18 protein-coding genes are annotated in these 18,512 nt (G+C 72.5%); 12 read left to right on the top strand and 6 right to left on the bottom strand.

Annotation, left to right across the window (positions count from 1 at the left end; genetic code table 11):
- Window position 1: 1 nt before the first annotated feature.
- On the bottom strand, window positions 2–742 hold the full coding sequence (gene cseB, locus OG522_RS07475) for a two-component system response regulator CseB (protein WP_329462155.1): 741 nt from the start codon (window positions 740–742) through the stop codon (window positions 2–4).
- 379 nt (window positions 743–1,121) lie between these two features.
- On the opposite strand from cseB, the gene OG522_RS07470 reads away from it, so the two are divergent.
- The 6 genes from OG522_RS07470 (at window position 1,122) to OG522_RS07445 (ending at window position 9,247) form a co-directional block, all read left to right on the top strand.
- Entirely contained in the window at window positions 1,122–1,961 is an 840-nt protein-coding gene (locus OG522_RS07470) for a class I SAM-dependent methyltransferase (protein ID WP_329462154.1), read from the top strand.
- Window positions 1,962–2,167: 206 nt separating this feature from the next.
- A complete protein-coding gene (locus tag OG522_RS07465; protein WP_329462153.1) occupies window positions 2,168–3,001 on the top strand; it encodes a M55 family metallopeptidase in 834 nt (277 codons plus the stop codon).
- The gene (locus tag OG522_RS07460; protein ID WP_329462152.1) at window positions 2,994–4,325 is read left to right on the top strand and encodes a M20/M25/M40 family metallo-hydrolase; all 1,332 of its coding nucleotides are present in this window, start codon (window positions 2,994–2,996) and stop codon (window positions 4,323–4,325) included. The genes OG522_RS07465 and OG522_RS07460 overlap by 8 nt, the downstream gene beginning before the upstream one ends.
- 14 nt (window positions 4,326–4,339) lie before the next feature.
- Window positions 4,340–6,322, top strand: coding sequence for a S9 family peptidase (locus OG522_RS07455; RefSeq protein WP_329462151.1), 1,983 nt, complete (start codon window positions 4,340–4,342; stop codon window positions 6,320–6,322).
- Window positions 6,319–7,254, top strand: coding sequence for a S66 peptidase family protein (locus OG522_RS07450; protein WP_329462150.1), 936 nt, complete (start codon window positions 6,319–6,321; stop codon window positions 7,252–7,254). The genes OG522_RS07455 and OG522_RS07450 overlap by 4 nt, the downstream gene beginning before the upstream one ends.
- A 205-nt stretch (window positions 7,255–7,459) precedes the next feature.
- Window positions 7,460–9,247 carry a CocE/NonD family hydrolase gene (locus OG522_RS07445; RefSeq protein ID WP_329462149.1) on the top strand — a complete coding sequence of 596 codons (1,788 nt, stop codon included), beginning with the start codon at window positions 7,460–7,462 and terminating at the stop codon, window positions 9,245–9,247.
- On the opposite strand, the gene OG522_RS07440 is transcribed toward OG522_RS07445, so the two are convergent.
- Window positions 9,228–10,331 carry an adenosine deaminase gene (locus OG522_RS07440; protein ID WP_329462148.1) on the bottom strand — a complete coding sequence of 368 codons (1,104 nt, stop codon included), beginning with the start codon at window positions 10,329–10,331 and terminating at the stop codon, window positions 9,228–9,230. The two genes, OG522_RS07445 and OG522_RS07440, sit on opposite strands and share 20 nt — an antisense overlap.
- Before the next feature lie 150 nt (window positions 10,332–10,481).
- Window positions 10,482–11,213 carry a GntR family transcriptional regulator gene (locus OG522_RS07435; RefSeq protein ID WP_329462147.1) on the bottom strand — a complete coding sequence of 244 codons (732 nt, stop codon included), beginning with the start codon at window positions 11,211–11,213 and terminating at the stop codon, window positions 10,482–10,484.
- 228 nt (window positions 11,214–11,441) lie between these two features.
- Here OG522_RS07435 and OG522_RS07430 point away from each other — a divergent pair, with 228 nt between their 5' ends.
- Window positions 11,442–12,002, top strand: a complete 561-nt coding sequence (locus OG522_RS07430; protein WP_329462146.1) for a GNAT family N-acetyltransferase — start codon at window positions 11,442–11,444, stop codon at window positions 12,000–12,002.
- On the opposite strand, the gene OG522_RS07425 is transcribed toward OG522_RS07430, so the two are convergent.
- Complete coding sequence (locus OG522_RS07425; RefSeq protein WP_329462145.1) at window positions 11,999–12,340, bottom strand: DUF6204 family protein; 342 nt, start codon at window positions 12,338–12,340, stop codon at window positions 11,999–12,001. The two genes, OG522_RS07430 and OG522_RS07425, sit on opposite strands and share 4 nt — an antisense overlap.
- A gap of 240 nt (window positions 12,341–12,580) precedes the next feature.
- Between OG522_RS07425 and OG522_RS07420 the strand changes: the two genes are divergently transcribed.
- Window positions 12,581–14,551: a DUF5107 domain-containing protein gene (locus tag OG522_RS07420; RefSeq protein ID WP_329462144.1), complete on the top strand. Its 1,971-nt coding sequence runs from the start codon at window positions 12,581–12,583 to the stop codon at window positions 14,549–14,551.
- A 94-nt stretch (window positions 14,552–14,645) separates the two neighbouring features.
- Here OG522_RS07420 and OG522_RS07415 read toward each other — a convergent pair whose 3' ends face one another.
- Entirely contained in the window at window positions 14,646–14,999 is a 354-nt protein-coding gene (locus tag OG522_RS07415) for a VOC family protein (protein ID WP_329462143.1), read from the bottom strand.
- An 86-nt stretch (window positions 15,000–15,085) separates the two neighbouring features.
- Window positions 15,086–15,919 (bottom strand): class I SAM-dependent methyltransferase, encoded by an 834-nt coding sequence (locus tag OG522_RS07410; protein ID WP_329462142.1) that lies wholly within the window; start codon window positions 15,917–15,919, stop codon window positions 15,086–15,088.
- Window positions 15,920–16,065: 146 nt separating this feature from the next.
- Between OG522_RS07410 and OG522_RS07405 the strand changes: the two genes are divergently transcribed.
- The 4 genes from OG522_RS07405 (at window position 16,066) to OG522_RS07390 (ending at window position 18,512) form a co-directional block, all read left to right on the top strand.
- Window positions 16,066–16,452 carry a phage holin family protein gene (locus tag OG522_RS07405; protein WP_329462141.1) on the top strand — a complete coding sequence of 129 codons (387 nt, stop codon included), beginning with the start codon at window positions 16,066–16,068 and terminating at the stop codon, window positions 16,450–16,452.
- 65 nt (window positions 16,453–16,517) lie between these two features.
- Entirely contained in the window at window positions 16,518–17,270 is a 753-nt protein-coding gene (locus OG522_RS07400) for an MBL fold metallo-hydrolase (protein WP_329462140.1), read from the top strand.
- Between the two features lie 72 nt (window positions 17,271–17,342).
- Window positions 17,343–17,672, top strand: coding sequence for a gas vesicle protein GvpO (locus tag OG522_RS07395; protein ID WP_329462139.1), 330 nt, complete (start codon window positions 17,343–17,345; stop codon window positions 17,670–17,672).
- 123 nt (window positions 17,673–17,795) lie between these two features.
- Entirely contained in the window at window positions 17,796–18,512 is a 717-nt protein-coding gene (locus OG522_RS07390; protein WP_329462138.1) for a GvpL/GvpF family gas vesicle protein, read from the top strand.

The following is an 18,512-nucleotide window of genomic DNA, read 5'->3' as shown; positions in this document are numbered from 1 at the left end:
TTCAGCGCCTGAGCTTGTAGCCGAAGCCGCGGACCGTCTCGATCCGGTCCCGGCCCAGCTTGCCGCGCAGCCGCTGCACACACAGGTCCACGACCCGGCTGTCGCCGTCCCAGCCGTACTCCCAGACGTTGCGCAGCAGGGTGTGCCGTTCCAGGACGACGCCCGGGTGGGCGGCGAATTCGAGCAGCAGCTTCAGTTCGGTCGGGGTCAGCGCCACCGGGCGCCCGGCGACGGACACCTCAAGGCCCGCCGTGTCGATGGCCAGGTCCCCGAAGACCAGTACCGCGTCCTCGGGCGGTGGCGGCCCCTCGCCCGCGGCCCGTTCGGGTCCCGGAACGGGCGCGTAGGTCGCCCGCCGCAGCAGCGAGCGGATGCGCGCCACCAGGACGTAGGTGTCGACCGGCTTGACCACGTAGTCGTCCGCCCCGGCCTCCAGACCCGCGACGACATCGAGCCCGTCGCCGCGCGCGGACATCATCAGGACCGGCACCAAACTGGTCTCCCGGACCCGGCGGCACAGGCCGATCCCGTCCAGACCGGGCAGCATCACGTCCAGGACCAGCAGGTCGAAGCTCTCCTCGCGGAAGAGCTCAAGGCCTTCGAGTCCGTCGGCCGCGGCCACCATGTGGTAGCCGTAGCGCTCCAGAGCGACGGTGAAGGAGCGGCGCATCAGGTCGTCGTCCTCCACCAGCAGCACGCGAACGGGGCGTGGGGAGGGCGCGGCCGGGGTGGACGGGGACACGGGCGGATGACTCCTGTTCGGACGGTCCAAAGGTCAGTGGTCCCGGCCGCACTCACGACTCGGGCGGGCCGGCGACCCGAGGGGGAACGATACGGGAGAGACCGGGCGCGACCCCCGCGTCATACGGCGCGCGGCCGGGACCGATGGGCAACCAAGCGCTCCCTGATACGCGCCGGATACAAACGCGCCCGGCCCGGCCGGAACGGGCATCGGAGCGCGGGTTCACGGCGAGTCGGGCGATGCGCCGACCGCACGCCGCGAGAACGGCTATGAATGGGAGGGGGACGGCCCCGACGGCCGCACCCGGCAAGCGAGTTGAGCGTTGTGCGGTGCGCGTGGAACGGCGCGGCGGAGCGCACTTCAGCACGGAGGTGGCCAGATGACGCAGTGTTCCGGGGCGCCGCAGCACCCGATCCCGCCCGTGGTCCAGGAGGCGTACGGCCCGGCCGATCTCGGTTCGATGCCCCTGTTCGGCGGGGGGTTCATCAATTTCGGCCACTGGCAGGGCATCGACCTGGACCGGCCGCTGACCGAGCACGACCGGATCAGCAGCCAGCGGGCCATGTACCGCCATGTGCTCGGCACACTGGCACCCGCTGAGGGGCTGCGGGCCGTGGAGGTCGGCTCCGGTCTGGGGGCCGGAGCCGCGGTGGCACTCGCGGAGTGCGGCTTCGCGCACGTCACCGGCGTGGACATCCATCCGGAGCAGCTCAAGCGGGCCGAGCAGGCCAACTCCGATCTCCTGTCCCGCCGCCCGGAACAGCTGCGCTTCGCACACGGCGCGGCCGAGGACATGCCCTTCGGCGATGGCGAGTTCGACTGTCTGTACAGCGTCGAAGCCGCCCAGCACTTCCGCGACCTCGACGCGTTCGCCCGGGAGAGCGCGCGCGTGCTGCGGCCCGGCGGCCGCGCCGTCATCGCCAGTTTCTTCGTCCCCGACGCCGACCCGTCCCGGGCGGCGCGGCTGGCGGAACTGCTCGACACCTTCGCCACCGGCCTGGACGTGGCGCACACCGTCCCCGCGCTGACCACCAGTCTCGAACGGTCTGGACTGACCGGGATCCAGGTCGCCTCGATCGGGGCGTCGGTGTGGCCCGGCTGGGACCGCTGGCTGGCCCCCATGTGGGAGCCCGGCACCTGGCCCCGCAACTTCCTGCGGGCCTTCGACGAAGGCACCCTCGACTACTTCACCGTCACCGCGCGGCGCCCCACGGTGTGAGCCGGGGCGGCCACCCGGAGCCGGTCCCGCCGCGCACACGGGGTCCAGGGCGCCGATGCGGCCGAACTCCCACCTCTTGGTGGCACGTTTCCGCGTCGATGCGTAACGTGACGCAGCATGAAGATCTCGGTCACTCCCGTGTGACATCGGCAACTGCTGTCACGCGCCGACCGACGGGCCTTTGACCTGCGACGGGACTGTTCCTCATGAAGATCCTCATCAGTGCGGACATGGAAGGCGCCACCGGAGTCACCTGGCCGGCCGATGTGCTGCCGGGCACACCGCAGTGGGAGCGCTGCCGGGCGATGTTCACCTCCGACGTGAACGCGGCCGTACTCGGTTTCTTCGAGGGCGGCGCCGACGAGGTGCTCATCAACGAGGCGCACTGGTCGATGCGCAACCTGCTCCTCGAACGCCTCGACGAGCGGGCCCAGATGCTCACCGGAAAACACAAGTCGCTGTCCATGGTGGAGGGGATCCAGCACGGCGACGTCGACGGCATCGCCTTCGTCGGCTACCACACCGGCGCCGGCACCGAAGGCGTGCTCGCGCACACCTACCTCGCCAACTCCATCACCGGCGTCTGGCTGAACGGCGTTCGCGCCAGCGAGGGCCTGCTCAACGCCCATGTCGCCGCCGAGTACGGGGTGCCGGTGGTCCTGGTGACCGGCGACGACCTCACCTGCACCGACGCCGGGGGCTACGCGCCGAACGCCCACAAGGTGGCGGTCAAGGACTACGTCTCGCGGTACGCGGCGGTGTGCCGCACCCCGGCGCGTACGGCCAAGGACATCCAAGCCGCGGCGAGGCAGGCAGCGTCGCTGGCCCGCCGGGCCGCACCCGTGGACGGCGGGCCCTTCACCGTGGAGCTGGAGTTCGACGCCGAGCACCTGTCCGCCGCGGCCACCGTGGTGCCGGGCGTGGCGCATTCGGGTGAACGGCGCGTCGCTTACACCAGTTCCACGATGTACGAGGGCATTCGCACATTCAAGGCGGTCACCACGATCGTCTCGTCCGCGGTGGAGGAGCAGTATGGCTGAGGTGGAAACGGCGGACCGGACGGCCCTCGACGAGGTGGTCGCCTTCACCTCCGAGCTGATCCGGATCGACACGAGCAACCGGGGCGGCGGCGACTGCCGCGAGCGCCCCGCCGCCGAGTACGTCGCCGAGCGGCTCGCCGCCGCGGGCCTGGAGCCCCGGATGCTGGAGCGCACCAAGGGCCGTACCAACGTGGTCGCCAGGATCGAGGGCACCGACCCGTCCGCCGACGCCCTCCTCGTCCACGGCCACCTCGACGTGGTGCCCGCCGAGGCCGCCGACTGGAGCGTGCACCCCTTCTCGGGAGAGGTCCAGGACGGCGTGGTCTGGGGCCGGGGCGCCATCGACATGAAGAACATGGACGCGATGGTCCTCGCGGTCGTCCGCGCCTGGGCCCGGCACGGGGTGCGGCCCCGGCGGGACATCGTCATCGCGTACACCGCCGACGAGGAAGCCAGCGCGGTCGACGGCGCGGGCTTCCTGGCCGACCGGCACTCGGAGCTGTTCGAGGGGTGCACCGAGGGCATCAGCGAATCGGGCGCCGTCACCTTCCACGCCGGTCAGGGCATGGAGATCTACCCCATCGGGGCGGGCGAGCGCGGCACCGCCTGGCTCAAGCTCACCGCGCGTGGCCGGGCCGGCCATGGCTCCAAGATCAACCGGGCCAACGCGGTCAGCCGGCTCGCCGCCGCGATCGTCCGCATCGGCGAGCACGAGTGGCCCGTGCGGATCACCCCGACCGTTCGGGCGAGCCTGGTCGAACTGGCCGCCCTGCACGGCATCGACGCCGACCCGGACGCCGAGGGGTTCGACGCCGACGAACTCCTCGGCAAGCTGGGCCCCGCCGCCGCCCTCATCGAGCCGGTGATCCGCAGCAGCGCCAACCCGACGATGCTGGAGGCCGGTTACAAGGTCAACGTCATTCCGGGCAGCGCGACCGCCTACGTCGACGGGCGGATCGTGCCCGGCGGCGAGGCCGAGTTCCGCACCACCATGGACATGCTGACCGGGCCCGACGTCGACTGGGACTTCCACCACGGCGAGGTCGCCCTCCAGGCACCGGTGGACTCGCCGACGTACCGGAAGCTGAGGGCAGCCGTGGAGCGGTTCGCGCCGGAGGGGCACGTGGTGCCGTACTCCATGTCGGGCGGCACGGACGCCAAGCAGTTCTCGCGCCTGGGCATCACCGGCTACGGCTTCGCACCGCTGCGGATGCCCGCCGGACTCGACTACCAGGCGCTGTTCCACGGCGTCGACGAACGGGTACCCGTGGCCGCGCTGCACTTCGGTGTGCGGGTTCTCGACCACTATCTGCGGACCGCATAGGGGGAGTTGGAGAGATGGTGCCCACCGGGCCCTACGGAAGCTGGCCGTCGCCGATCGACGCGGCGCTCGCGGCCGCGAACGACGGACACGCCGAGTACGTCGGTGTGGTCGGCGACGACCTGTGGTGGATCGAACCGCGCCCCGCCGAGGGCGGCAGGCGCGTCCTGGTGCGCCGCGGCCCCGACGGAAGGGCCCGGCCAGTGCTGCCCGCACCCTGGGACGTGCGCAGCCGCGTCATGGAGTACGGCGGTCGGCCCTGGGACGGCGCCGACCGCGGCGCCCGGGGGCCGCTCGTCGTCTTCGCGCACTTTCCCGACCAGCGGCTGTACGCGTACGAGCCGGACGGCACCGGGGAGCCGTGGCCGCTCACGCCACTGGGCGCGGTGGGCGGCGGACGGCGCTGGGTCGATCCCCGCATCGACCTCGACCGGGGCGAGGTGTGGTGCGTCCTGGAGGAGTTCACCGGCGAGGCGCCCACCGATCTGCGCCGGATGATCGTGGCCGTGCCACTGGACGGATCGGCCGCCGAAGTCCGCGCGTCCGTAAGGGAGTTGAGTGACGGGCGGCACCGGTTCGTCACCGGGCCCCGGCTCTCGCCGGACGGCCGCCGGGCCGCCTGGATCGGCTGGGACCACCCTCGTATGCCGTGGGACGGCACCGAACTGATGCTCGCGGACGTCGGCGAGGACGGTGACCTGCGCCGGGCCCGCGTCTTCGCCGGCGGGCCGCAGGAGTCCATCGCCCAGGCCGACTGGGCCGCCGACGGGCGGCTGCTCTTCGCCTCCGACCGCGACGGCTGGTGGAACCTGTACCGCGCCGACCCGGTCGACGGTGAAGTACGCGCGCTGTGCCCGCGCGAGGAGGAGTTCGCGGGGCCGCTGTGGCAGGCCGGGCGGCGCTGGTTCCAGCCGCTGGAGAGCGGACTGATCGCCGTCGTCCACGGCCGGGGCGCGACCGCGCTCGGCATACTCGATCCGGAGAGCGGCGAAGTCGTGGACGCCGCCGGGCCCTGGACCGAATGGACGCCGACGCTGGCCGCCCACGGCAGCCGCGTCATCGGCGTCGCCGCGAGTCCGCGCTCGGCGCACGAGGTCGTGGAACTGGACACCGCCACCGGCCGCGCCCGCGTGATCGGCTGCGGCCACCGGGACGCGGTGGCTCCCGCGTACTACCCGGAGCCCCTGATCCGCACCTTCACCGGGCCGGGCGGCCGGGAGATCCACGCCCACCTGTACCCGCCGCACAACCCCGACCGGGCGGCTCCCGCCGACGAGCTGCCGCCCTACGTCATCTGGGCGCACGGCGGCCCCACCGGCCACTTCTCTCTCGTACTCGACCTGACGATCGCCTACTTCACCTCCCGCGGCATCGGCGTCGCCGAGGTCAACTACGGCGGGTCCACGGGATATGGGCGCGCCTACCGCAACCGGCTGCGCGAACAGTGGGGCGTGGTCGACGTGGAGGACTGCGCAGCCGTGGCGCGGGCGCTCGCCGAGGAAGGCACCGCCGACGCACACCGCCTCGCGATCCGCGGCGGCAGCGCGGGCGGCTGGACCGCGGCGGCCTCCCTCGCCACCACCGACGTGTACGCCTGCGCCACCATCGCCTACCCCGTCCTGGACCTCACCGACTGGGCCGGCGGAGGCACCCACGACTTCGAGTCGCAGTACCTGGAGAGCCTGATCGGGCCGTTCGCCGAACTGCCGGGACGCTACCGGGAACGCTCGCCCGCCCTGCACGCGGACCGCATCACCGCGCCCTTCCTGCTCCTACAGGGCCTGGACGACGTGATCTGCCCGCCCGCACAGTGCGAACGCCTCCTGGAGAAGATGGCGGGCCGCGGCCTCCCGCACGCCTACCTCACCTTCGAGGGCGAGGGCCACGGATTCCGCCGCGAGGAGACCTTGATCCGCGCGCTGGAAGCCGAACTCTCCCTGTACGCCCAGGTGTTCGCCCTCGACCGGAACGACATCCCCCCTCTGGAGCTCACCAAGTGACCGCCCTGCCCCTCACCCGCCCGGCCCGCCTCGCCCCCGGCGCCAGGATCGCCGTCGTCGCCCCCAGCGGCCCCGTCGTCGAAGAGCGGCTGCTGGCCGGGCTCGACGTGCTGCGCGGCTGGGGCCTCGAAACGGTCACCACCCCCCAAGTCACCGAAAGACACCCGCAGTTCGGATACCTCGCCGGAGAGGACGAGAAGCGGGCGCGCGACTTCCAGGAGGCCTGGTGCGACTCCGCTGTCGACGCGGTGATGTGCGCCCGCGGCGGCTACGGCGCCCAGCGCATGGTCGACCTCCTCGACTGGGACGCGCTGCGGGCGGCCGGCCCGAAGGTGCTCATCGGCTACAGCGACGTGACCGCCCTGCACGAGGCGTTCGCGGTGCGCACGGGTCTTGCCACCCTGTACGGCCCGATGGCCTCCGCCGCCACCTTCCTCCAGGACGCCGCCACCCAGGAGTCCCTGCGCACGACGCTGTTCGAGCCGGAGGCCGCGATGACCCTCGGCCTGCCCGGCGCCCGGCCCCTGGTGCCCGGCCGGGCCCGCGGCACCACCCTCGGTGGCTGCCTCTCCCTGCTGGCCACGGACCTCGCCACCCCGCACGCCCGGCCCTCGGCGGCGGGCGGGCTGCTGCTCCTCGAAGACGTCGGCGAGGAGGACTACCGCCTGGACCGCACCCTGACCCAACTCCTGCGCTCCGGCTGGCTGGAGGGCGTCACCGGCGTCGCGCTCGGCTCCTGGCAGGAGTGCGGCCCGTACGAGGAGAAGGTGCGCCCGGTGCTGTACGAACGCCTGAGCCGGCTCGGTGTTCCGGTGGTGGAGCGGCTCGGGTTCGGGCACTGTGGCGCCGCGCTGACCATGCCGCTGGGCGTGCCCGCGGTGCTGGACGCGGACGGCGGCACGCTCACGCTGGAAACGCCCGCGCTGGCGTGACATCACGCGCTGCCGAGCGGATGTGCCGAATCGCGGTGGGGGCGGGCGGGGGAGCGGCGGGCGCGCGGCCGCCGCCGCGCCCGCCGGCGACCGACGACACGTCAAAGAGGTTGTGTCGCAGGCGTTGACGCGGAGTTTCACGTGTCACAGCATGAGGTCGCCCGGCCCTACCGGCTGGTAGGGCCGCCTCGCTGTGGAGGACGCCGTGACCCGTCGTCGTACCGTGCCCAGAACCCGCAAGCCGCTGGCGGCCACCCTCGGCGCGGCGCTCGCCGTGCCCCTGCTCGCGGCCGCCCCCGCCGCCGCGTCGCCGGGCGCCGCAGGGAGCCAAGCCACCGTCACCGCACTGAAGTTCACCGTTCAGGCCGGCGGCCGGACCTGCGCCATCGACGCCGACCTCTACCGCCCGGCCCGCGTCGACACGGCACACCCCGCCCCTGCCGTGCTGACCACCAACGGCTTCGGCGGCAGCAAGTCGGACGGCACGACCGACGCCACGGCCAGGGCGTTCGCCGACCGCGGCTACGTCGCCCTCGCCTACTCGGGCCTCGGCTTCGGCGCGTCGGGATGCCTGATCTCCCTTGACGACCCCGGCATCGACGGCCGCGCGGCGTCCCGCCTCATCGACTTCCTGGCCGGAACGCGCGCCGCCGACGACGGAACGCGCATCGGCTTCGTCACCAAGGACGGGCCGGGCGACCCGCGCGTCGGCATGATCGGCGGCTCCTACGGCGGCGCCGTCCAGATGGCCACCGCCGCCGTCGACCACCGCGTCGACGCCCTCGTCCCGCTCATCACCTGGAACGACCTGACGTACGCGCTCGACCCCAACAACGCGGGCGACCGCACGGTGCCCGGCGCCTTCAAGTGGCAGTGGACCAACGGGTTCTACCTCATCGGCGAGAGCCAGCCCATCACGCTGCCCAACCTCGACCCGTCCCGCTGGGGCTCGCTGGGCTGCGTGCACTTCGTGCCGGACGCCTGCAAGACGATCGGGCTGCTCAACTCGGGCAGCTACCCGGCCGCCGCCACCGCCGCGATGCGGCGCTACGCCCGCAGCGTCTCCCCGGCCGGCTACCTCGACCGCGTCGAGGCTCCCACCCTGCTCATCCAGGGGCAGACCGATAGCCTGTTCAACCTCAACGAGGCCACGGCGACCTACCACACGCTCAAGGAGCAGGGCACCCCCACCAAGATGATCTGGCAGTCCTGGGGACACAGCGGTGGCCAGGCGCCCGGCGAACTCAACCTCACGCAGAGCAACTTGGAGACCAGCTACACCGGACAGCGCATCCTCGCCTGGTTCGACCGCTACCTCCGCAAGCAGAAGCACACCGACACCGGCCCGGCCTTCGCCTACTACCGCGACTGGCGGAGCGGCTACGGCGAGGCCGCGGCGGTGCCCCCGCTCTCGCAGAAGGTCTACCTCTCCGGCGACGGCAAGCTCGTCGACAACCGCGCCAAGGTGGTGCGCGGCAGCCGTGAATACACCAACTGGCTGGTCCCCACCAGCCATTCGGAGAGTTCGCTGGCCGGCACGATCGGCCTGCCCGACCCCCAGCCGTACGACACCCGGGGCACCTACCTCGGCTGGGACACCGACCCGTTCAAGGCCCCCGTCGACGTGGTGGGCTCGGCGAAGGCCACCCTCAAGGTCGTCTCGCCGCAGACCGAGAAGGTGCAGAACTCCGGCAACGCCGCCGACAAGCTGGTCCTCTTCGCCAAGCTGTACGATGTGGCGCCCGACGGCACCAAGACGCTGGTCCGCCGGCTGGTCGCGCCGGTGCGGGTGCCGGACGTCACCCGGCCGTTCACCGTCGCCCTGCCCGGTATCGCGCACCGCTACGAGGCCGGGCATCGCATCGAGTTCGCGATCGCCGCCAGCGACGATGCCTACCTCGGCAACAAGGGCGTCAAGCCGGTGACGGTCGTGAGCGCCCCCGGCGACACGGGAACGCTCCAACTGCCCGTCGTCAGTGGGAGGTTGAACTGACGGCCGCGTAACCGGGGCGCACGATCTCGTCAATGATGCGACGGCGTTCCGGCAGTGGCAGGAACGCCGCCTCGACCGCGGCGACGGTGAACTCCTCGAAGACCTCCGGGCCGTAGCCGAAGGCGTCCGCCATGTGCTGGAACTCCTCGCTCATCGTCGTGCCGGACACCAGGCGGTTGTCGGTGTTGAGGGTGACCGTGAAGCCGAGCCTGCGCAGCTCGTCGATCGGGTGCTTCTCGTACGAAACGGCCGCGCCGGTCTGGAGGTTGGAGGTGGGGCAGACCTCCAGCGCGATCTTGTTGTCCCGGACGTACGCGGCCAGGTGGCCGAGCGTGCCGTTCGCGTCGATGTCGTCGGTGATCCGCACGCCGTGCCCGATGCGCTCGGCGCCGCACACCTGGACCGCCTCGTGCACCGACTCGGCGCCCACGGCCTCACCCGCGTGGATGGTGAAGTGGCAGTTGGCCCGCTTCAGGTGCTGGAAGGCGGGCAGGTGCTCGGCCGGCGGGTTGCCGATCTCGCCGCCCGCGATGTCGAAGCCCGCCACACCCCGGTCGCGGTGGGCGACGGTGAGCTCGGCTATCTCCAGGGAGCGCCGGGTGTGCCGCATGCCGGTGAGCAGCGCGCGGACGGTGATCCGTCCGTCGGTGCGGCGCTCGCCCTCGCGGAAGCCCTCGTTGACGGCGTCCACGACCTCGTCCAGGGTCAGGCCGCGCTCCAGGTGCTGCTCGGGGGCGTAGCGCACCTCCGCGTAGACCACCCCGTCGGCCGCCAGGTCCTCGGCGCACTCGGCCGCGATGCGGTGCAGCGCCTCGCGGGTCTGCATCACCGCGCAGGTGTGGGCGAAGGTCTCCAGGTAGCGCTCCAGGGAGCCGGAGTCCGCGGCGTCGCGGAACCAGAGCGCCAGCTCGGCCGGATCCTCGGTGGGCAGGCCCGCGTATCCGCAGGCGCGGGCCAGCTCGACGATGGTGGCCGGGCGCAGCCCGCCGTCGAGGTGGTCGTGGAGGACGGCCTTCGGGGCGCGGCGGATCCAGTCCGCGGGAGAGACCGAAGAGGCGGCGGCAGAGTTGTCTGACAAGTGCATGAGGCGGGAGTGTACAGCGTGTCGTGGCGCAGTCCTGCGGGGTGCTCCGCGCTCCACGGGATGTGGAGGGCGTCCACTGCGGGCAGGTCGCGCGTTGTCCGCGCCCCTTTTCGGGGCGCGTACGCCGGCGGCGGCCTTCACCACGACCGCTCAGCAGGACTGGAGGACCGCCAGCGCGGGGGCGCCCGTCGGCAGCATGTGCTTGGCGGCCATGACCGGGGTGCCGTCGATGCGTACGACCTGGGTGATCAGCACGGCCGGGGTGTCCGCCGGGCGGTCCAGCTGTTCGCCCCTGCGCCGGCCGAGCAGCGTCGCGCTGATCGCGCTGTGCGCGGTGAGTGGGACGCCCCGGGAGGCCTCCGCGAGGACGGTGAGCATCGAGGTCGCGGGCTCGGCGGACAGAGCCTCGCCGAAGCTCGGGTGCAGCCGCTCAAGGACGCCCTCCGGCGCCGCCCACTCGTGGCTCAGGGCGACCGCCAGAGCCTCTCCCACCAGGACGGACTCCCAGAACCGCAGCTCGCATCCGGCGGGCGCGAGCAGATGCTGGGTGGTGAAGTCGGTGGGCTCCTCCCGGCTGCGCAGCAGCGCCCGCACCCGGACCGGGCCGAGCAGGCCGTCGAGCGGCTGGAGCTGTTCGAAGCCGCGCTGGGGCGGCCGGTCGTTGACGGTCCGTCCCACCCCGCGCCGTACCGAAAGGAGCCCGTCCTCCTGGAGCAGGAGCAGCGCCTCGCGCAGCGCGGGGCGGCTCACGCCGAGCTCGCCGGCGAGCTTCGGCTCGGAGGGCAGGGTGGAGCCCGGGGGATAGGTGCCGTCGTGGATCGCGTCCGCGATCCGCTCGTACAGCGCGACGACCGGCCTGCGCTGCTGTCCGCTCACTGTCATGAAGCCACCCTCCAGGTACCGAAGGGCCAGCATGGCCCGTACCCACTTGTCTGACAAGCGGGCCCCCGGCGCGACGGCCCCGGACCGCTGCGGGGGCGGACCCGAGCACCGGGGCGGAACGACGACGGCGCCACCCCACCCGGTCATCCCGGAGCGGGGCGTCGGGCGACGGGGCGCACCGCCCCGAGGACCCAACTGCTCCCGGGGGACGGCCAGTAGGCTGACCCGATGCGCACTCAGGCAGGCTTTCTCGCCGTGGGCCCCCGCGTGGGCCTGCGGGCCTTCACCCGCCAGGACTCCGAGGAGTTCACCGCTCTCGCCGCGGCGAGCCGCCCGCTGCACGCCCCCTGGCTCCACCCGCCCGTCGACGCGGAGTCCTACGCCACGTACGCGGACCGGCTCATCACCGATCCGGACCGGTACGGCTTCCTGGTGTGTGAGCGGGACGGCGGCCGCATCGCCGGATTCATCAACATCAACAACGTGGTCCAGGGCGCCTTCCTGAGCGGAGCGATCGGATACGGGGCCTTCGCTCCCGCCGCCGGGCGCGGCCTGATGAGCGAGGGCCTCGGCCTCGTCCTGCGGCACGCCTTCGGCCCGCTCGGCCTGCACCGCCTCGAAGCGAACATCCAGCCCGCCAACCAGGCCTCGACCAAGCTGGTGCGCCGGGCCGGATTCCGCCTGGAGGGCTACTCGCCGGACTTCCTCTTCGTGGACGGGGCCTGGCGCGACCACGAGCGATGGGCCATCACCCGCGAGATGACCGAGCGCCGGACCGCCGCGGGCTAGCGGCGGCCACCCTTGTGGTTGACCTTCATCGTGTCCAGGTCCGTCACGGTGCAGCGCAGATCACGGAAGCCGTGACCGAGCGCCGTCAGCGCGGACTCCGCCCGGTCCTCGGCGATCGCCGCGGCCATCTCCTCGCCGTCGGCGGCCTCCGAGACGACGGTGAACCGCCACGAGAAGTGCTTCAGCGCCCGGTCGTAGGTGAGCGAGCCCTCCTCGGTGAAGGTCATTGAGGTCAGACCGTGGTCGTCGACCTCGGCGAGCAGCCGCGCACGCGACGCCGCACCCAGGCCGTCCCACACGCCGCGCACGATGACCCGGTAGGTGTGCCGCTCACTCATGTCCCGTTGCGTCCTTCCGTCCCGCACGTCCCTTGCACGGAGATCGTCGCGGACCCGGCGCAAGGGTGTCGAGCGATATTCCACCGGCCGCGCACGGCCCATGGAGCGCCGGTGTTCCACGGGCCTTTGCGCAATCCTGACCGGGAGGTCCTCTGGTCGTTGTCAGTGGCGCGGTGTTCCATGGTCATCGGGGGGCGGCCGAAAGGGCTGCCGGGTCCCGCGCGAGGGAGTGAGGTTGCCTTGGCCACCACTGTGCGACGTGCCGTACTGACCCTGCCCGGCGCGCCGTTGGGGGAGCCCAACCCCCTGCCCGCGCTGCGCCCGCGCGCCGAGACGCATGTCCTCGACGACAGGGCGCGCGAGGGGCTGCCCCGGGACATGGCCCGCCAGATCGGGTACGAGCCGCTGGAGACCCTGCTGCCGGTGCGCGTGCTGGACGGTTACGGGCGCGAGCGCGGCCCGGTCGAGCTCGACACGATCGTGATCGAGAACGACCGGCTGCGCGCCACCGTGCTGCCGGGTCTCGGCGGCCGCGTCCACTCCCTGTTCCACAAGCCGAGCGGCCGTGAACTGCTCTACACCAATCCGGTGTTCCAGCCCGCCGACTTCGCGCTCAACGGAGCCTGGTTCTCCGGCGGCATCGAGTGGAACATCGGCGCCACCGGTCACACCACCCTGTCCTGCGCCCCCCTGCACGCGGCTCTCGTCCCGGCCCCGGACGGCGGCGAGATGGTCCGCCTGTGGGAATGGGAGCGGCTGCGCGACCTCCCCTTCCAGGTGGACCTGTGGCTCCCCGACGACTCCGACTTCCTGTACGTGGGCATCCGCATCCGCAACCCGCACGAGAAGACGGCGCCCGTCTACTGGTGGTCCAACATCGCGGTCGAGGAGGGCGAGCGCACCCGGGTCGTCGCCCCGGCCGAGGAGGCCTGGCACTTCGGGTACGACCACACCCTGCGGCGCGTGCCCGTCCCCGGGTGGGACGGCGCGGACCGCACGTACCCGCTGCGCGGCGAGCACCCGGCCGACTACTTCTACGAAGTCCCCGACGGCGCCCGCCGCTGGATCGCCTCGCTCGACGAAAGCGGCCAGGGGCTCGTCCAGACCTCCACCGACACCCTGCGCGGCCGCAAGCTCTTCCTGTGGGGGGCGGGGCGCGGCGGCCGGCGCTGGCAGCGGTGGCTGACCGAACCGGGCACCGCCGGGTACGCGGAGATGCAGGCGGGCCTCGCCCGTACGCAACTGGAGCACGTCCCGCTCGACCCGGGCGGCGAGTTCGCCTGGCTGGAGGCGTACGGACCGCTGGAGGCGGACGGGCGAGCGGTGCACGGCGACGACTGGAGGGCCGCCCGCGCCGAGGTGGCGGACCGCCTTGAGCAGGCCCTGCCACGCGAGACGGTGGAGCGGGCGTACGCCGCATGGCGTCCGTACGCCGATGCCGAACCCGGCGAGAGCCTCGCCGGCGGGTCGGGCTGGGGCGCCCTCGAAGTCCTGCGTACGGGAATGAAACTGCCCGGCACTCCGTTTCCTGAGCTGACACTCACTCAGGAACAGCAGCCCTGGCTTGAGTTGCTGCGCACCGGGGTCCTTCCGGAGCCGCGCAGGGTGACGCCGCCCGGCCCCACCCTGGTCGCCCCGCACTGGCGCGACATGTTGGAGACGGCCCCCGCGGACCCGCTCACCGAATACCACCTGGGCATCGCACAATGGCACGCGGGGGACCGCGCACAGGCCGTACGCAGCTGGGAGCGGGGCCTTCAACTCGCCCCGTCCCGCTGGCCGTTGCTCCGCTGCCTCGCGGTCGCCGACCAGCTGGCCGGCAACGCCGGCCGAGCCGCCGACCACTACGCGGAGGCCTTCGACGACTTCTGCGAGGAGCGCAGGGACGGCGCCCAGTGGACGGCCGCATCCGCCGCGCTGGGCCGCGAGGCCATCGGGGCACTGCTCTCCGAGCACCGCGCCGCGGCTGCCCGCGCGGTATGGGACCGGCTGCGCCCCGCGGTCCGCGACCGCGGCCGGTTCCGGCTCATCGAGGCGCAGCTCCTGCTCGCCGAGGACGAACCCGCGGCCGCCCGCGCCCTGTTCGACGGGGGCTTCGAAGTCGCCGACCTGCGCGAAGGGGAAGAGACCCTGAACGAGGTGTGGGCCCATCTCACGGACGAGCCACTACCTGATCGCTACGACTACCGGATGCGGCCCGACCGGGACTGAGCCGGGCCGCATCCGGCGCCGGCCACCGGACCCGTTGCGGCAGTTGTACCTGTTCCGCTCCCGGGACCCGTTCCGACAGCTGGACCTCTTGCGATCACTGGACCTGTTTGCGGTCCACGTACTCGAAGACCGAGCCGTCCGGGTGGACGGCGATCAGGTTGCGGCCCACCGGGGTCGGGACCGGGCCCGCGATGACGTGGGCCCCGGCCCCGGTGAGGGTGGTGTGGGCGTCGTCCACGTCCTCGACCGCCACCGTGGCCGCCACCTTCCGCAGCACTTCGATCTCCGCCTCGGGCCCGCTCATCAGCAGGAAGGCGCCGACGGCGGCGACGGAGACGCCGCCCCGCTCGAAGCGGAGCGCGCGCGTGCCGGTGATGCGCTCGTAGAAGACGATCGCGCTGTCCAGGTCGTCGACGCAGATGCGCAGCGTGGTTCCCAGGATGTCCATGCCCCGAAGCCTAGTTGGCGGAGATCGGCCGCGGCAGCCGAACCGGACGCGGGCTCCGGCGGGCGCGGCGCCTCACCCGGCGTTCGTCAGACGCGGCAGAGGATCTCGCCGTGCGGCACCATGAACCAGGCGTCGTCCCGCGCGCCCCAGGCGCGCCACGCATCGGAGATCGCGGCCAGGTCGGCCGCCGAGGCGTGACCGCCGTCCACCGCCAGGCCCGCGTACGCGGAGGCGACCGTGCGGTCCGCCCACAGCCCGCTCCACCAGGCCCGCTCCTCCTCGGTGGCGAAGCACCAGGCGCTCGCGGTGGCGGTGATGTCGGTGTAACCGGCCGCCAGCGCCCAGGACTTCAGGCGCCGCCCGGCGTCCGGTTCGCCGCCGTTGGCGCGGGCCACCCGGTGGTACAGCTCCAGCCAGCCGTCCAGCGCGGGCACCTCGGGGAACCAGGTGAACGCGCCGTAGTCGCTGTCGCGGACCGCGACGATCCCGCCCGGCCGGGTGACCCGGCGCATCTCGCGCAGCGCCTGAACGGGGTCGCCGACGTGCTGGAGCACCTGATGCGCGTGCACGACGCAGAAGCTGTCGTCCGGGAAGTCCAGCGCGTGGACGTCGGCGACGGCGAACGACATGTTCTCCAGGCCGCGTTCGGTGGCGTGTGCGCGGGCCCGCTCGACGATGCCCGGCGCGTGGTCGACCGCCGTCACATGGCCGCTCGGCACCAGCGCCGCCAGATCCGCCGAGATGGTGCCGGGGCCGCAGCCGATGTCCAGGACCCGCATGTGCGGCCGCAGTTCACCGATGAGGTACGCGGCCGAGTTCGCGGCGGTGCGCCAGGTGTGCGAGCGCAGTACGGACTCGTGGTGGCCGTGGGTGTAGACGGCGCTCTCGCCCGCCGCTGCCCGAGGCGTCTGTCGCGACATGACCGGACTCCCTTTCGGTGAACTGCCCTGGTGATGAGGACACTTTAGAACGACCGGCCGGATAATGAGATGCACGTCTTGCAATATGGACAAGCTTGAGGCCCGCGACAGGACTGCCGCCGGGGAGTTCGGGTACTCGGGCCCGCATGGAAACGAACCTGCCGAACCTGCCGGAGCAGCTCTCCCAGGTCGTCCGGGACGCGATCAGGGACGAGCTGCGCGAACAGACCAAGAAGCAGCGCCGAGCCGCGCGGATGTACGCGGGAGCCGGCGCGGCGGGGCTCTACGCAGGAGCCGCGCTCGCCGCGTTCCTGCTGCTCGCCCTCGCGATAGTGCTGCCCTACTGGGCCGCCGCACTGATCGTGGCGGTCCTGTTGCTCGGGGCCGCCGTGCTGCTGAAACAGGGCGCCCGGCACGGCTCCGGCGCCCCGGCCGCCCCGCCGCTGGAACCCGGCGTGCCGCCCGGCGCCCCGGTCATCCCGCCGATGCCCCCGTCCAACCCGCTGGACGGCTCCCCGCGCACGGATCGCTAGGGGAACAAGCCGGCCGAGGAGATCGTTGCCCTCCCACCAAGCAGTGATCAACTCGGGAGGAAATCATGAGCGTTCTCGCCATCCAGTACGTGGGCGGCCCCACCGCCGTCATCGAGATCGGCGGCCTGCGGCTGGTCACCGACCCCACCTTCGACGCCCCCGGCGAATATCCGATCGGGCAGCGCACGCTGGTCAAGAACGCCGGTCCCGGCATCGCGGCCGACGACATCGAAGCCCCCGACCTGGTGCTGCTCTCGCACGACCAGCACCCCGACAACCTCGACCGGTCCGGCCGCGACTACCTCGACCGGGCCCGAGTCGTGCTGTCCACGGCAGCCGCGCACAGCAGACTCGGGGATCTCGTCACGGTGCTGCCGAACTGGGAGACGTACCGCAGCGGACAGCTGAGGATCACCGGCGTGCCCGCGCTGCACGGCCCCGACGGCTGCGAACCCGTCGTCGGCGAGGTCACGGGATTCGTCCTGCACGGGGACGGCCTGCCCACGGTGTACGTCAGCGGCGACAACGCCTCCCTCGGTCATGTGCGCGCCATCGCGGACCGCTTCGGACCGGTGGACGTGGCCGTTCTCTTCGCGGGCGCCGCCCGCACTCCGGTGCTCGACGCCGAGCTCACGCTGACCAGCGCGGAAGCCGCGGAGGCCGCTGCGATCCTGGGCGCGCGGCACGTCGTGCCGCTGCACTTCGAGCACTGGGCGCACTTCAGCCAGGGCCCGGACACCCTCGTCGAGGCATTCGCCGCGGCCGGGCTCGGCGAGAAGCTGCACCTGCTCAAGCCCGGCGGATCCTTCACGCTGTAACCGCTCGTCCGCCCCGCCCTGGTTTGATCCGTCCCGCTGTGGCAACCCGTAAGGCCTACCACGCGAGGAGACATGGCGAACACATCCGAGAACCCATCGAAGACGCCACCCAGGGCGGCGGCGAAGGCCGACGACGACCGCCTCCCGGGCGCCGTGGACGTGCTGCGCGCCGCCCGCGCCCAGCTGTCCGAACTCACCGGCATGACCGCCGAATCCGTGTCGTCCTTCGAACGGACCGACCAGGGCTGGCTGTTGCGGGTGGAGGTCCTCGAACTCGCCCGGGTCCCCGACACGATGAGCCTGCTCGCCTCGTACGAGGTCGAACTCGACCCGCGGGGCGAACTCACCGGCTACCGGCGGCTGCACAGGTACGAGCGGGGCCGGGCCGACCGCAAACCGTGACGACCGCCCGGCGACGCCTTCCGCGAGACCTGCGGGAAACAGGCAGGCCCGTGAGGCGCGCCGGGTGCCCCAGTCCGAGCCGCGCACCCGGCGCGCCTCCCCGCGCCGGAAGGAGGAGCAGCGATGACCACGTACGTCTACGCAATCGCCCGCCGCACCCACGACCGGCTGCCGGGACGCATGGCCGGTATCGGTGACCCGCCGTGCCCCGTCCGCACGGTCGAACAGGGCGACCTGGTGGCCCTGGTGAGCGACGCGCCCCAGGAACTCAGGCCCAAGCGCCGCGACCTGCTAGCCCACCAGAGCGTGCTCGCCGAGGCGGGCGCGGGGGGCGCCGTGCTGCCCATGCGGTTCGGCGGCGTCTCGCCCGACGACGACGCCGTACGCGCCGTCCTGGCCGAACACGAGCAGCGCTACCTGGCGCGGCTCGAAGCGCTCGACGGCAAGGTCGAGTACAACGTGAAGGCCACCCACGACGAACAGGCCGTCCTGCACCAAGTCCTGTCCGAGTACCCCGAGTTGCGCGCCATGAGCGAGGCGAACCGGAAGGCCGGCGGGGGCACCTACGAGCAGAAGCTGAGGCTCGGCGAGCGCATCGCCGCCGCCGTGCGGCGGCGCGAGGCGGCGGACGCGGCCCTGGTGCAACGCGCACTGGACGGCGCGGCCGAGACCCGGTGCCCCGGGCCGCAGTCCACCGGCTGGCTGGCCAACCTGTCCTTCCTCGTGCCGCGCGAGGACACGGCCGATTTCATCGCCGCCGTGGACGCCCTGCGCGCCCGCGCGCCGCACCTGGTCGTCCAGGTGCACGGCCCGCTGCCTCCCTACAGCTTCACGGAGTGA

It is taken from the genome of Streptomyces sp. NBC_01431 (assembly GCF_036231355.1).
Classification (GTDB): domain Bacteria; phylum Actinomycetota; class Actinomycetes; order Streptomycetales; family Streptomycetaceae; genus Streptomyces.
Note: the sequence above shows the minus strand (reverse complement) of the source record. Positions and strands in the feature narration are given on the sequence as shown.